We start from the raw sequence: 14,051 nt of genomic DNA on the forward strand, positions 1-14,051 counted from the left end.
CCGATCTACGTCAGCGCTACAAAGACGGTGAGCGCAGCCTCGGAAACCTGCTGCACAAATTTGGTATTGAAAGCGTTTGGCGGTGGTAACTCTTAGCAGCAATCCCATGTCCCATGAGGAAATGGAATTTCTGCATGGAGTTGTTCGCCCAGCGCCGTAACTCTTGTTAATAAGACCACTGCACCAACATCGCCAGCTCCAGCGGCTTTCTCAATACAAGTAGCCTTCCTGTTCTGCCTCTTGCAGAATCGGCGTGTTGAATTCCCCACTGACTATGGCGCCGCTGGTGCTTGGTGAGTCCGCGCAATAGTCACAGCCAGCCTCAATTTTCACCCTGTAGGTTATGCTCATCGTATCTTTTCTGGCACTTCTGAATCGCCTCGATATTCCCCAACGTCCAGTCGAACAGTATCGAGAACGGCCCCTGCAGGGATTTGCCGAGCGGCGTCAGCGAATACTCGACGCCAAGCACCCGCCCATCCAACACTTTGCGATGCACCATGCCGTTGCGTTCCAGTTTGCGCAGGGTCTGGGTCAGCACGCGTTGCGTAACGCCATCCAGACGGCGCTTGATGGCGTTGAAACGCTGCGGCTCGCGCAGCACTTCCAGCACCATCATGGACCATTTATCGGCAATCTGATCGAGCACGATGCGGCTTGGGCAGTCGGCGCGGTAAACAAGGTCGGTCGTATCCATCGGTATCCTCCTGCATCCCTGGGATGCTTAAGGTGCGTAATTGACGCCAAGTATGCAAAGTATACCATTCGAAACACGGCGCGAATAACCCGCACTTGTACCCCAGATAAAAGGATATCGAGATGACAGATACAGATTTCAGCAAACTCAGGCTGTCTCATGCGTACGGCGTGATGACGATCGCTATCGATAACCCACCGGTAAACGTACTTGATGTGGCGCTGATGTCGGAAATCAGCCGTTTATTGCTCGCGGTGCGTGACGATCCGGATACGCGGGTGTTGGTGTTCCAGAGCGCAAACCCAGAATTCTTTATTGCTCATGTCGACATGACCTTGATCGATGAGCCGCACGCTTTCGACGAACTGGCGAGCAACGCGCCGGAGGGGCTTAATCCGTTCCAGGCGTTTGGCGAACTGCTGCGCAGCCAGCCGCAGGTCACTCTCGTTAAGCTGGCCGGGCTGGCGCGCGGCGGTGGCGCCGAGTTTGTGGCGGCGGCCGATATGGCTTTCGCTGCACGGGAAGCGGCGGGGCTGGCCCAGTGCGAGGCTTTGATGGGCATTACGCCCGGCGGCGGCGCGACGCAGTATCTGACGAGCCGAATGACGCGCGGCCGCGCTCTGGAAGTGATCCTGGGCGCCGATCTCATCGATGCCGCTACCGCAGAGCGTTATGGCTGGATTAACCGCGCCTTGCCTGCTGCCGAGCTTGATGATTTCGTCGATCGGTTAGCGCGCAATATCGCGGCATTGCCTGCGGGGGTGATTGCGGCGGCCAAGCAGGCGATGCCTGCACCGGATCTGCAGGCCGGTTTTTATCGCGAGCACGACGCCTGGGCGGGATTGTTCGCACGCCCGGCCGCGGAGCAGTTGATTCGCGGCGGGCTGAAGGCCGGTGCGCAAACCCCGGAAGGGGAGCGCAACCTTGAAGGCCTGCTGCGGCATCTTGCCCGCTAAGGCACCGCCTCGCGCTAGCCCGCCCCCCACTGCGTCAGCAGCGCATGCAGCCTGGCCGGTTCCAGCGGCTTGCGCAGCACCAGATAGCCTTCCTGCTCGGCCTCTTGCAATATTTGCGAATTGAACTCGCCGCTGACCATCGCGCCGCTTACGTTCGGCAGGCGTTCGAACAATGCCTGCAGGATGTCGAAGCCGCTCTCGCCGGAGCGCAGCCGCTGGTCGCACAGCACGGCGAACGGCGTGAAGCCGCCGTCGACAATGGCGAAGGCTTCCTCGGCGGAGGCCGCGCAGCGCACGGTGATGCCCCAGGTACTCATCAGGCTCTCCCAGGCGGAGGTCACCAAGGGATCGTCGTCCACCACCAGGCAGGCGCCGCGCAGCGGTGCATAGCGGGTAGGCGTGGCGGTGTTGTCGTAGGCGGCGGCGGTTTCCGGCGCTTTATCTTCGCCGATGTATTGCGTGAAGCGCATCCAGAAGCGTGAGCCTTTGCCTTCGACGGAGTGCATGCCGTACTTCACCTTCATCAGCTTGGCGCAGCGCGCCACCACCGCCAGCCCCAGCCCGTGGCCGGCGCTGTCGATTTTCCACGCCAGCTCGGGGCGGTAGTAAGGGGAGAAGATTTTGCTTTTCTCTTCGTCGGCGATGCCCACGCCGGTGTCCCACACTTCCACCAGGCACTCGGCGCCGCGCGGGCGGATGGCGATCAGCACGCCTCCCCGTTGCGTGTAGCGCAGGGCGTTCTGGATCAGGTTGATCAGCGATTGCCGCACCAGCAGCGGATCGCCCATCACGCTGATGCGCCGTCTGGGGCGCCAGGTGCGCAGCGCCAGGGCGCGGCTGTTGGCCTCTTCGCGGAACAGGGTGACCACCGAGTCGAGCAGGGCGCCGATATCCACATGGGTGGCGGCGGTGCGCACGTTGCCGGATTCGATCTTGCTGAGATCGAGCAGCGAATTGAACATCAAATGCACCGAACGCACGCTCTGTTGCAGATCCAGCAGCTGCGGCGTCAGGCTGTCGTCGCGGTTTTTGTGGATGATGGCCTCGATCAGAAAGCCCATGGCGTGCACCGGCTGGCGCAGGTCGTGGCTGGCGGTGGTCAGGAATTGGTTCTTATCCAGCAGCGCCTGTTCAGCCTCTTCTTTGGCCTGACGGAACTGCTCCGCCAGGCGCGAGCTTTGTTCTTCGAGCAGCGCCTGCTGAATAAAGAACGCATGCGAGGTTAACGCGTGGCGGTAAATAGCGAAGCCGTACAGCAAGTTCAGCATCAGCACGATGAACATCACGTCTTCCAGCCGCCAGATGATGCCGAGGTTCAGCAGCCCCCAGGAGGCGAAGAAAAAGCGGGTAAAGGTGCTGATGACGGGCGTCAGGTGCGTTGCGTTGGCGGCGACGATCGCGGCGATGCTGATATTGAGCAGCAGGAAAAAGTCAAAGTTATGGGTCTGCGGCGTAATTAAATAGAGTGATGAGATCCCCAACCCGTGAATAAAGGCCACCTTATTAATACGCGGCAGCCAGCGGCGCAGCACGGCGTCTTCATCATTTTCTTTGGCTTCGCGCTGGTAGCGCCGATGCCCTATTCGGATCGCCACGGCGCATAGCAGGTAAACGATGATCCAGGCAATGGTTGGGCCGAGCTTGTCGCCCAGCAAATAAATCCAGATGGCGAAAGGGATGCCGACAAAAGGCACGGCGGTGAAGCTGAACACCAGCCGCATGAAGGTGTTGTCCAGCAGGCGGATCTGCGCGCTCGGGGAGATGCCATCATTTTGTAAATGCTGGAAAAACCTCATGACGACGGATCCCGTTTGCCGTGCAACAGCGTGATGGCTTCCACCCGGCTGTTGACGCCTATCTTTTTCAATATATTGCTGATATGTTCTTTGACGGTGGGTTCGGAAATAGACAGCTGCGTCGCAATTCTTTTATTTGGCAGGCCGCGCAGCATCATAGTTAATACGTCGATTTGCCTCGGCGTTAAATTGAATTTATTTAAGTGTTCATGGTGGCTTTTAACGGTGGCTTCATTACCGTCAGGGAACCATTCCTGATTATTATTCAGCGCAAAAACCGCCCTGGCGAATAATTCCGGCGGTTCGTTTTTTAACACGAATCCATGCCCGCCGGCATTGTTAACTTTCTGCCAGATATCGTTATTCTCGTCGCCGCTGACCACCAAAATCCGCACCTGCGGATAACGTTGTTTTACTTCTTTGAGTAATTTCAACGCGGTACCGGAAGAGAGCCAAAAATCGATCACCAGTAAACGCGGTGGGCCATTTTCCCTAATATGGCGGTAGCAACTCTCTTCATTGGTCACCACATGCGCCTGTTTGAATCGGCAATGCGTGCTGAGAAAATTGGCGATGCCGCTTGCTACCAATGGATGGTCATCAACGACCAACGCATAATCCTGCCCCAAAGGATTCTCCTTTCGCCTTCAAATATCAGATAGGTCTGATGAATTATTATCAACCCTCCCTACTTTAGGAGGGTTTTTTCGTTTAGGAAAGGGAAATATATTATTCGAGGATTTGGATAAGAGAAAACATAAAGCCAATCGGTAATTTTAACTGATTGGTTATAAAGGATAATTTATGAAGAAACCACTTATCGCTTTAACCGTTACGATGATGCTAGCCGGTTGTTCCACCCTGAAAACCGATCAGGCCATTCCATTGCTGCAGGCGGAAACCGCCAAAATGCTGGGGCTGGGATCGTCGGACGAAATTACCGTGACCAACGTCAATGGCGCGCAGCCGGATGCGCTGGGCGGCCAAAAACTTTCTTATCGCGCCACCACGGAAAAAGGCCGCATTTTCGATTGCTCGTCGCTGATGATGCCGGGAATTTTAGGTTCATCGCCGTCGCTGAGCGCGCCGACCTGTACGCCGGTGGTCACGCATAAATAATTCGTTTTGGGGGGCGGTATTACCGCTTCCTGGTTTTTCATCGTCGGAGCGTCAGCGCCGGGGGGCAATAAGCTTTTGCTTCGACGATCACTAAACCGGCGTGCGCGAAATAACGCCTCACACCTCCTCTAGTGTATTGAGTTCCCTATAACAATAAATTTCGCGACATCACGCTAACGAGTACGGAGATAGCCCGTGAATGACAAGACATCGCACCCTTTAGCGGTTAGAACACCGCTTTCCAAACTTTACCTCGCTCTATTTTCTGCGCCGTTGTTGATGCTGGCGTCTGCCGATATCGCTCGCGCAGACGATGCCATTTTTGACGGCGACTCAAAAATTACCGAATCATTGGCCTACACCGGGGACGTTTACGTCGGCCGTAATCAAAGCGGCAACCTGCTGATCGAGAATGGCAAGATCAGCGCCTATAACATCAATATCGGCCGGATGTTCAACGGCCAAATTCATGACAGCCTGGTCACGGTCCGCGGGCCGAACGCCGAGCTGAACGCGGTGAACGATCAGTTCGTGCTGCGCGGCGGCCTGAATCTGGGGCGGGGCACTTTGCGGGTTGAAGACGGCGCGCTGGCCAGCGCGAAAGAGATCGTGGTCGGCACCACCCGCGGCTACGACAGCCACCTTATCGCCACCGGCGCCGGTTCTCGCGTCACCAGCAATTTTCTCAGCGTCGGCACCGACTTAGGGGCGCGATCCACGCTGGCGATTGAAGACGGCGCGGTGCTGAACACCGCCTTTGACGCGCGCATCGGCAATGGCAGCGGACCGGGTGAGACCGATACGCTGAGCCCGAAAGCCACGGTCACCGGGGCCAATGCCCAGTGGAACGTCGGCCGTGCGCTCACGCTGTACGGCGATCTGGACGTGCTGAACGGCGCTGCGGTCAATGTCGGCAACATCCAGGTGGCGGGCGTCTCGGGCGCGCGTAAAACCGCTGAGCTGGTGGTCGCCGGCAACGGCTCGCGCTTTACCAGCGGCAGCAGCGTCAACGTCGGCGATTACGGCAACGGCGTGTTGGCGGTCATGGACGGCGGGACATTCTCCGCCAGCGGCAACGAAGTGGTGCTGGGCAAGACCGGTTCCGGCTCGAACCGCGGCGCGCTGATTATCGGCAGCCGCGGCCATATGGACACCGGCACCGGGTTGACCGAGCCGACGCTCGGCGCGGCGGGCGCCGCAGGCACCATCGATGCCCAGACGGCGATCGCCCTGCGGGGCGGATTGTTCCGCAGCTATGTGTACTTTAACCATACCGACGGCAATTACGTTTTCAGCAACAAGATGAGCGGCGAAGGCGAGGTGATCAACACCGCCGGGCACACGACGCTGAACGGCGATCTCTCTGGGCTGCAGGCGAACGTCACCGCGCGCGGCGGCAAGCTCATCATCGCCAGCGACATCAATACCCAGAAAGAAGACGACATCTTCGAGATCCAAACCCTCGGCGCCGAGAACGGCGGCACGCTGATCCTGAACGCGACGGCGGGTACCGACGTCAATAACGGGCAGGGTTACAGCAGCGCAGCGTCGATCAAGGCCGGCGGCACGCTGGGCGGCAACGGCACGCTGGGCCAGACCGAGATCCTGTCCGGCGGCCATATCTCGCCCGGCGACGGCAATATCGGCACGCTGACGCTGAAACGCTACCTGAACTTTATCGGCGAATCCTTCTATGACGTCGATATCGCCGGCGACGGACGCAGCGATCAACTGCTGGTGGCGGGCAAAACCACCATCAGCGATCAGGCCAAAGTGCAGGTGACGGCGCTGGATCCGCAAACCAGCTATAAAACTGGCCAAAGCTACCGCATTCTGACCTCGGACGGCGGCATTGAAGGCCAGTTCGCGGCGGCGGTCTCCAAGTCTGCCTTCCTCGATGTGGCGTTGAAGCACAGCGCCAACGCCGTGGATCTGACCATCGCACAGAAAGACACGGGGGGGAAAACCCTGGCGGCGAGAATCCGGGCGGGGAAAACCCAGGCGGTGAGAATCCGGGCGGGGAAAACCCGGGCGGGGAAAACCCGGGCGGTGAGAATCCGGGCGGGGAAAACCCGGGCGGTGAAAATCCGGGCGGAGAAAACCCGGGCGGTGAGAATCCTGGGGGCGAGAACCCGGGGGGCGAGAACCCAGGCAGCGGCAAGCCGGGCATTTTCCAAACGGTGGCCGAAAGCGGCAACCAGTGGAATACCGCCGGCGCGCTCTCGACGCTGACGCAGAGCGGCCCTTCGCTGGCGCTGTACAACTCGCTGCTGCTGCTGAGCGCGCCGGAAGCGCGCGAGGCGTTCAATCAGCTGTCCGGCGAAGTCTATCCGTCGATGCAGTCTAACCTGATCGCCGGCAGCACCCAGCTGTTCAACGTGCTGAACCAGCGCATGCTGCGCCTGTTCGACAACGACAGCCTGCCGGTACCGCCGTTGGCGATGTCGTTGGTGCAACCGGCGCAGGCGCAAAACAGCGGCGTCTGGGGGCAGACCTTCAGTTCCTGGGGCAGAAACAGCGGCAACGGCAACGTGGGCAAGCTGGATGGCAATACCACCGGCTTCCTGTTGGGGGCTGATCGCAAACTGGCGGACCATAACGTGCGCATCGGCGGTTACTTCGGTTACAGCCGCGGCGACTACGACGTTGACAGCCGCCGCTCCAAGGCCGATACCGACAACTACCACCTCGGTCTGTATGCGGCCGGGCAGCAGGATGCGTTCTCACTGCGCGGCGCGCTGGGTTACACCTGGCACAAGATTGAAGGCAAGCGCAACGTCGATTTCAGCGGCTTCTCGGATCGGCTGAAGTCAGATTACGACGCGAACTCGCTGCTGGCGTTCACCGAAGCGGGTTACCGTTTCGGCCAGCCGGAGATGAACGTCGAACCGTTCATCAACCTGAGCTATATCCGCCTGCATACCGACAGCTTCCAGGAGTCGGGCGGCGCGGCGGCGTTGAGCGTGCGCAATGAAACGATGAATACCTTCTACTCCACGCTCGGGGTGCGCGGCGTGACCGAACTGCCGAAGAACGTCAGCCTCTACGGCTCGCTCGGATGGCAACATGCTTACGGCGATAAGAACACCTCATCGCGCATGGCGTTTGCCGGCAGCGACGCGTTCGTCACGCAGGGCCAGGCCGTGGATGACAACGTGATGGTGGGCGATATCGGCGTGAGCGTGAAACTGTCGCGCGCCGCGACGCTGGATGTCGGCTATCAGGGGCAATTCGGCGCCGATACCCGCGTTAATTCGGTCAACGCCAACCTGCGCTGGTCGTTCTGATTTTCCCTCTAGACTTCTCTGGTACCGACGGGCCCGCTTGATGCGGGCCTTTTTTATGGTGAGAACTCAGTGGCGGCCTGTGGTTGACTTTCACGATAAAAAAGCCCGCGCAACGGCGGGCTGAACGGGGGAAGGCGTTTAACGCCCTTTTTTCTTGCGCCCCGGCTGGGTAAAGCGCTTGCGGCCGGCCGGCGCAGTGGCTTTGTCGGCGCTTTTCGGCCCGCCGGCGCTCGGCTTTTTCGCCGCGGCGGATTTGGCCGGGGCCTTCTTCGCCGGCTTGGCCTCGGACGAGGAGCCTTCAATCAGTTTGAACAGTTCAATCAGCTCGTCATCGGTCAGATCGCGCCACTCGCCCAGCGGCAACCCTTTCAGGCTGACGTTCATGATGCGCGTGCGTTCCAGCTTGGTGACCTCGTAGCCGAAGTGTTCGCACATGCGGCGGATCTGGCGGTTCAGCCCCTGCACCAGCGTGATGCGGAACACGAACGGCGCCTCTTTCTTCACCTTACATTTTTTGGTCACCGTGCCAAGCATCGGCACGCCAGCGCCCATGCCGCGAATAAACTCGTCGGTCACTGGCTTGTTGACCGTCACCAGATACTCTTTCTCGTGATTGTTGCCGGCGCGCAGGATCTTGTTGACCAGGTCACCGTGGTTGGTCAGAAAGATCAGCCCCTGCGAATCCTTGTCCAAACGGCCGATCGGGAAGATGCGCTTGCTGTGGTTGACGAAGTCAGCGATGTTGTCGCGCTCGCCGTCCTCGGTGGTGGTGACGATGCCGACCGGTTTGTTCAGCGCGATCAGCACCAGATCTTCTTCATTGCGCGGTTCGATCAGCTGACCGTTAACCTTCACGACATCGCCGGCAAATACCTGGGCGCCAACGGTGGCGCGTTTACCGTTGATGAAAACGTTGCCCTGTTCGATGTATCGATCGGCGTCGCGGCGTGAGCAGATACCGCTCTCGCTAATGTATTTGTTCAGACGAATGGATGAGTTAGTCAGCATGGGTTCTCCGTAAAACGCGGACTATACATTACCCGGATGGCGCTGCGAAGTGAATCATGCAGGGGGCGGCGGCCATGAACAAAATCCGTCCCTGCATCAATAAGTGGTGTCGACAGGCTTGCGTCTTATTGCGATGCTGTTGTCGTCAATAGACTTGCGATCGTCGTTTTGGCATAGCCGATGAATGCCGCCAACGGCTGCTGATGCTGAGGCAGATCATCTATCGCTTGTCCGAGATAAATTCGCCGCGCGGTGCTGAGTACCGGCTGGTGTTCAGATGGCAAGCGTTCCAGCAGCCATTCGGCGGCCACATCTTTGGGGGCGATCCGACCGGTCGCCGCGCTGAACCAGATGCGCGCCAGCGCCAGCACAATGTTGCATTCGTCGCCATGCCAGTCATCAGGCTCGTTCCATTGACTCAGGGTATCGGTGAGCGCGGCGATAAAGTCGCTGCGAGGGACGCTGTCATACAGGAGTTCAAAGGAGGCGCCGAACAGATGTCGATGATGCTGCCGGGCTTTGGTAAGCAGGATCGCCACATCAGGATCCAAGGTGGCGGGGGAGACAATTCCCACCAGCAACTCTTCACGCAGCCATTCGCCAAACTGTAACTCACGTCGTGGCGGATAGCGCCAGGGTTTGATGTCGGTCTGTACCAGCACGGTGACTTCCAGCGGGCGAAAAATACTGTCGGCACCTGGCGGAGCCGACACGGTCAGCAAAGCTTTCATGAGGGCGGCCCGAGTGGTTGACGTCAGCGGCTTGCTGATGACGACCAAGATGTCGATATCGCTGTTGGGTTTAAGACCGCCGTCGACCGCGGATCCATACAGATGGATGCCCAAGAGTGTCTCGCCGAGTTGCTCTGTCAGCACGTTGCATGCGGCGTCGATCTGTGCGGCGATTTCGGTTGGAAGTGTTTCTTTTATCGCTAATTGGGGATTGTTAAAAGACGGCTCAAACCGTTCCCCCACCTTCACCACCCGGGTATGCAGCGGGGTGAGCGTCTGCCCGGCGCTGCCGATCGGCGTCAGGCGCGGGACGGGGCGGCCGCTGTCGCTTTCCACCAGCGTTGAGTGCGCCTCTCCCTCGGCGAACAAATGATCTTCCCCCCACTGGCGCAGGCCGACGAGCACCGGAAACAATGCGCGGCCTTTCTCGGTCAGCACATACTCCTGATAGGCGCTGCCGTCCGCGGCGGGCACGATCTCCAGCACGCCGTGCGTCACCAGGGCGCGCAGCCGGGTGGCGAGGATATTCTTCGCCATCCCCAGCCCTTTTTGAAACTCGCTGAAACGGGTGACGCCGTCGAAGGCGTCGCGCACGATCAGCAGCGACCACCAGTCGCCAATCACATCCAGCGTGCGCGCCACCGGGCACGGCGCGTCTTCCAGGCTTTTACGTTTCACGGCGTTTATCTCCAGCGACATATTCTGGTTGCATTATAAAACCTCTACATCTAAAGTTCATTGGGTTTAATTATGAAACCAGATTGAGGTGTGCGATGAGCGACAAACTGCTGGATCCTCCCTGTGCGGCGCTGGGGCGTCTGCCGGCAGCCCTGGTGCTGCTGTTGGCCGCCGCCAGCGCCTTTAGCGTGGCCAACGTTTACTATGCGCAGCCGCTGCTGGACGCCATCGCCCGCGATTTTTCCATCAGCCTGGCGGCGGTCGGCATGGTGATCACCGTGACTCAGTTGGGCTGCGCGCTGGCGTTGCTGTTGGTGGTGCCGCTGGGGGATCGGTTGAACCGGCATCGATTGCTGGCGGGGCAACAGCTGGGGCTGATCGGCGCGCTGCTGCTGGTGGGCTGGGCGCACAGCGCGGCCTGGCTGCTGGCGGGGATGTTGCTGGTGGGGCTACTGGGCACCGCCATGACGCAGGGGCTGATCGCATTCGCCGCTGCCCTGGCGGTGCCGCAGGAGCGCGGGCGGGTGGTCGGCGCGGCGCAGGGCGGGGTGGTGCTGGGGTTGCTGCTGGCGCGCACCTTGTCCGGCGCGCTGGCGGACGTTGGCGGCTGGCGCACGGTGTACTTCTTCTCCGCCGGAGTGACGCTGGTATTGCTGCCGATCCTGTCGCGCCTGCTGCCTGCGCCGCGCACCGCTCCCAGCACGCTGAGTTATCCCGCGCTGCTGCGTTCAATGCTGAGCCTGTTGCTGCATGACCGCACGCTGCAAATTCGCGGCATGTTGGCGCTGCTGATGTTCGGCGCTTTCAGCCTCTTTTGGAGTTCGCTGGTGTTGCCGCTGAGCCAGGCGCCGTTCAACTTCACCCATGCCGCGGTGGGAGCGTTCGGCCTGGTCGGCGCGGTGGGCGCGCTGGCGGCGGTGCGCGCCGGGCATCTGGCGGATCGCGGGCTGGGGCAGGCGGCCAGCGGCGCGTGTCTGCTGCTGTTGACACTGGCCTGGCTGCCGCTCGGTTTGCTCGGCAGCGGCCTGATTTGGCTGGTGGCGGGCATCGTGCTGCTGGATCTGGCGGGCCAGGCGATCCACGTGCTGAACCAGAGCATGATCTTCCGCGCGCACCCGCAGTCGCATAGCCGGCTGGTGGGCTGCTACATGCTGTTTTACGCCGTCGGCAGCGGGCTGGGCGCCTTTGCCGGCACCCATATGTACGCCTGGGCGGGGTGGAGCGGCGTCTGCTGGCTGGGGGCGGGCGTCAGCCTGAGCGCACTGCTGTTTTGGCGGCTGACGCTGCGCGGGATGCCGGATGCCGCGGGTAAGAGCTAGCGGGCCGGCGAATGCATCAGGTAATAATCTTCTTCGCCGTCGTTGCCGGTAGAGATAATACGCCAACCGTGTTTGCGGTAGAACGTCAGCGCCTTTTCATTCTTCACCAGGCATTTCAGCGAGCCGGTGGCGGTGAAGGTGGCTTGCGCCGCTTGCAGCAGCGCACTGCCGACGCCGCGCGGCGGCTGATGGGGATCGACATACAGGTTATGAATGAAGTTGTCTTCGCGGTAGATGGAGACGAATCCCAGCAGCACGCCGCCGTCTTCCGCCACCCAAATCGCTTCGCCCAGCGTCGCGCGGTCGAAATCTTCCAACTGGTAGTTTGAGGTATTGCGCCAACCGAACGCCGCCTTGCGCGACGCCAGGTACAGCGTGCGCAGGAAGGGGCGATCGGCCTCTTGGTAAGGTCTTATTTGCATGACATCTCCCGGTGGTTTGTGCTCACTATAGCGCATGGCGCCGGGCGTGCATGGCCACAAACGGAAAATGCTAGGCGTCGCCCCAGGCGGGCAGGCGATTGACTCCGTCGCTCAGCTCCTGAGCAAGATGGCGCACGGTGTCGGCGTGCAGGGCGGCCGACGGTGGATGAAAGTCGGGCGCCCGCAACGCTTGCGGCGCGCGGGAAAGCTGCGCCGCATACTCGGCGAGAACGCGCCCGCCCTGACGTTGCACCTCGATCAGCGCCTGGCGTTCCTGCGCGGACAGCGCCGCGCCGCCGCCTGCCAGATAGGTGTTGAGCTTTTCGCTGGTCAGCAACAGGCTGCGCGTCTGGTTAAAGATCAGTTGGATATGCCGGGTGAAGCTTTCATGATTATCGTCCGCCAGCTGCCAGGTGGGCTCCAGCGTCACCCGGGCCACCACTGCTTCGCAGCCCTCGATCTTTTGCCAGATGCCGATGGCGTTTGTGTTCTCGCCGCCGAGGAAGCGCGACAGTTCCCGCAGCACGTTGGCAACCTGCTGCCGCAGTGACTCCCCTTCGTATTCCGGCCACAGCGTGGCGTGAATGAAGGTGGCGAACCCTACCCCCAGCACGATGCCGATCAGGCGATCGCGGATCTCGGTCAGCTCGGTGACCGGGCCGAAGCTTTCCAGCAGCGCCAGGGAAAAGGTGAACAGGATCTGTACCCCGGCATAGCTTATTTTCTCGGAGCCGGCGGCGATCCAGGCGGAGAGGGCGATCACCGGCAGCGTCAGCAGCAGCAAGCCGACGAGGCTGTCGAGGTGAGGCATGATCCACACCACCGAGATCAGCGCCAGCAGGCTGCCGATCGCCGCGCCGCCGAGACGCAGCCGCGCCCGCCGCTGTGTGGCGCCGAGGCTGGGCTGCGCCACGATCAGGCAGCTCAGCATGATGGTATGAATGCCGGACCAATCGACGGCGGTATAAAACACGTAGGCGACCAGCACGGTCAGCAGCGTTTTCAACGAAAACTGGATGTAAACCGGGTTGGTCAGGGCATCAGGGGTAAAGAAGGGCACTTTTTGCGGCGGCGCGGCCTGCAGGGCGTCGGCGTAGTCGCTGCGGTTGGCGTAGACCTGCAGGAGGCCGGCCATTTCATTGAGCGGCGCCGGCACCTGCGGATCGTCGCTGCCGGCGATCGCGACGGAAAATCGCAGCGCGCTGTCGTGGCTGATCGCGGTTTGCAGCGCGCGGCAGGCGGCGTCTATCTCTTGCGCCAATTGACGCGCGGCCGCGCCGAAAGCCGGCGGCAGCTGGTAGGCCAGAATATTGAGCTGCAACACCAAGGTGATCAGCGCCAGATAACCGGGCTCGTTGGCGCGGCAGCGATCGCTGCGCATCACCGAAAAGCGCAGCAGCTTGTGCAGCTCGGTGGCGTGCTGCGAGATGGCGCTCAGATCGCGCGTCTCGCCGCCGTTGGCCAACATAGCGCGGGTTTCGTCCAACACCGCGTTCATCCGGCCCTTTAGCTGTTTCAGCGGTTCAGCCGGCAGCAGCAGGGTATTGACGATCAGGGTGAGCAGGATGGCGTAGTTGATCGCCACCCATACCCACAGCACCAGCCGTATCACCACTTCCGCCTGCGGAGTGAGATCGACAAAGCTTTGCGTGTAGATCACCACCAGCGCCATCAGGAAGAACAGCACCCCAACCTTGGTCACCCGCATCAGGAACACGCTGAGGAAAAACAGCGCGCTGGAGAGCAGGATGCGCAGCATCGGGTAGTCGTAGGTGAATTTCAGCACCAGGATAGCGGCGCCGATCGCCAGCGTGGAGCTGACGAAAAACAGGATGCCGATTGCGCGGGTGATCACGATATTGGACTGTGTGATAAAGAAGACAGCGATCAGTGACAGCGCCAGCCACGGCACCTGCAGCGTCTGCGAGATCACGATGGCGATCGCGCTGGAGAGCAGGGCGCGGATCACCAGGTTGATGCGGCTGTCCGAAGGGCGCAGCTCGTCGATCAACTGGGACAGCCAGCCGTGAGACATCGT

At 60.6% G+C, this 14,051-nt stretch carries 10 protein-coding genes and 2 pseudogenes; 4 read left to right on the forward strand and 8 right to left on the reverse strand.

The window, feature by feature from the left end:
* Positions 1-322 precede the first annotated feature (322 nt).
* On the reverse strand, positions 323-697 hold the full coding sequence (locus tag ACMGGK_RS05070) for a winged helix-turn-helix transcriptional regulator (protein WP_420276736.1): 375 nt from the start codon (positions 695-697) through the stop codon (positions 323-325).
* A gap of 122 nt (positions 698-819) precedes the next feature.
* On the opposite strand from ACMGGK_RS05070, the gene ACMGGK_RS05075 reads away from it, so the two are divergent.
* The gene (locus ACMGGK_RS05075) at positions 820-1,653 is read left to right on the forward strand and encodes an enoyl-CoA hydratase/isomerase family protein (protein WP_164053226.1); all 834 of its coding nucleotides are present in this window, start codon (positions 820-822) and stop codon (positions 1,651-1,653) included.
* 14 nt (positions 1,654-1,667) lie between these two features.
* Here the strand turns inward: ACMGGK_RS05075 and ACMGGK_RS05080 are convergent, their stop codons facing one another.
* Positions 1,668-3,449, reverse strand: a complete 1,782-nt coding sequence (locus ACMGGK_RS05080; RefSeq protein ID WP_420276737.1) for an ATP-binding protein — start codon at positions 3,447-3,449, stop codon at positions 1,668-1,670.
* Positions 3,446-4,078, reverse strand: a complete 633-nt coding sequence (locus ACMGGK_RS05085; RefSeq protein ID WP_016929736.1) for a response regulator transcription factor — start codon at positions 4,076-4,078, stop codon at positions 3,446-3,448. The genes ACMGGK_RS05080 and ACMGGK_RS05085 overlap by 4 nt, the downstream gene beginning before the upstream one ends.
* A gap of 175 nt (positions 4,079-4,253) precedes the next feature.
* Between ACMGGK_RS05085 and ACMGGK_RS05090 the strand changes: the two genes are divergently transcribed.
* On the forward strand, positions 4,254-4,568 hold the full coding sequence (locus ACMGGK_RS05090) for a lipoprotein (protein ID WP_004941478.1): 315 nt from the start codon (positions 4,254-4,256) through the stop codon (positions 4,566-4,568).
* 195 nt (positions 4,569-4,763) lie between these two features.
* Positions 4,764-7,855, forward strand: a pseudogene (locus ACMGGK_RS05095) (autotransporter outer membrane beta-barrel domain-containing protein).
* 138 nt (positions 7,856-7,993) lie between these two features.
* Here the strand turns inward: ACMGGK_RS05095 and rluF are convergent.
* The 3 genes and pseudogenes from rluF to ACMGGK_RS05110 all read right to left on the reverse strand — a co-directional run.
* On the reverse strand, positions 7,994-8,863 hold the full coding sequence (gene rluF / locus ACMGGK_RS05100; RefSeq protein WP_420276739.1) for a 23S rRNA pseudouridine(2604) synthase RluF: 870 nt from the start codon (positions 8,861-8,863) through the stop codon (positions 7,994-7,996).
* Positions 8,864-8,988: 125 nt separating this feature from the next.
* Positions 8,989-9,792 carry an aminoglycoside adenylyltransferase family protein gene (locus ACMGGK_RS05105; RefSeq protein ID WP_420277432.1) on the reverse strand — a complete coding sequence of 268 codons (804 nt, stop codon included), beginning with the start codon at positions 9,790-9,792 and terminating at the stop codon, positions 8,989-8,991.
* Positions 9,793-9,834: 42 nt separating this feature from the next.
* A pseudogene (locus tag ACMGGK_RS05110) lies at positions 9,835-10,272 on the reverse strand (winged helix-turn-helix transcriptional regulator); the annotation flags it as partial.
* Positions 10,273-10,367: 95 nt separating this feature from the next.
* Here ACMGGK_RS05110 and ACMGGK_RS05115 point away from each other — a divergent pair.
* Positions 10,368-11,591, forward strand: coding sequence for an MFS transporter (locus ACMGGK_RS05115; RefSeq protein WP_420276740.1), 1,224 nt, complete (start codon positions 10,368-10,370; stop codon positions 11,589-11,591).
* Here the strand turns inward: ACMGGK_RS05115 and ACMGGK_RS05120 are convergent.
* Together ACMGGK_RS05120 and ACMGGK_RS05125 are read right to left on the reverse strand one after the other, a co-directional pair.
* Complete coding sequence (locus ACMGGK_RS05120) at positions 11,588-12,013, reverse strand: GNAT family N-acetyltransferase (protein WP_016926687.1); 426 nt, start codon at positions 12,011-12,013, stop codon at positions 11,588-11,590. The genes ACMGGK_RS05115 and ACMGGK_RS05120 overlap by 4 nt on opposite strands.
* 70 nt (positions 12,014-12,083) lie before the next feature.
* The gene (locus ACMGGK_RS05125) at positions 12,084-14,048 is read right to left on the reverse strand and encodes an FUSC family protein (protein ID WP_420276741.1); all 1,965 of its coding nucleotides are present in this window, start codon (positions 14,046-14,048) and stop codon (positions 12,084-12,086) included.
* Between the last annotated feature and the right edge of the window lie 3 nt (positions 14,049-14,051).

The sequence above is a fragment of the Serratia sp. BNK-33-b genome, from assembly GCF_048684565.1.
Classification (GTDB): domain Bacteria; phylum Pseudomonadota; class Gammaproteobacteria; order Enterobacterales; family Enterobacteriaceae; genus Serratia; species Serratia marcescens.

Coding starts and splice junctions, on each gene's coding strand:
- ACMGGK_RS05070 (WP_420276736.1), bottom strand. CDS start 697: ATGGATACGACCGACCTTGTTTACCGCGCCGACTGCCCAAGCCGCATC.
- ACMGGK_RS05075 (WP_164053226.1), top strand. CDS start 820: ATGACAGATACAGATTTCAGCAAACTCAGGCTGTCTCATGCGTACGGC.
- ACMGGK_RS05080 (WP_420276737.1), bottom strand. CDS start 3,449: ATGAGGTTTTTCCAGCATTTACAAAATGATGGCATCTCCCCGAGCGCG.
- ACMGGK_RS05090 (WP_004941478.1), top strand. CDS start 4,254: ATGAAGAAACCACTTATCGCTTTAACCGTTACGATGATGCTAGCCGGT.
- rluF (WP_420276739.1), bottom strand. CDS start 8,863: ATGCTGACTAACTCATCCATTCGTCTGAACAAATACATTAGCGAGAGC.
- ACMGGK_RS05115 (WP_420276740.1), top strand. CDS start 10,368: ATGAGCGACAAACTGCTGGATCCTCCCTGTGCGGCGCTGGGGCGTCTG.
- ACMGGK_RS05120 (WP_016926687.1), bottom strand. CDS start 12,013: ATGCAAATAAGACCTTACCAAGAGGCCGATCGCCCCTTCCTGCGCACG.
- ACMGGK_RS05125 (WP_420276741.1), bottom strand. CDS start 14,048: ATGTCTCACGGCTGGCTGTCCCAGTTGATCGACGAGCTGCGCCCTTCG.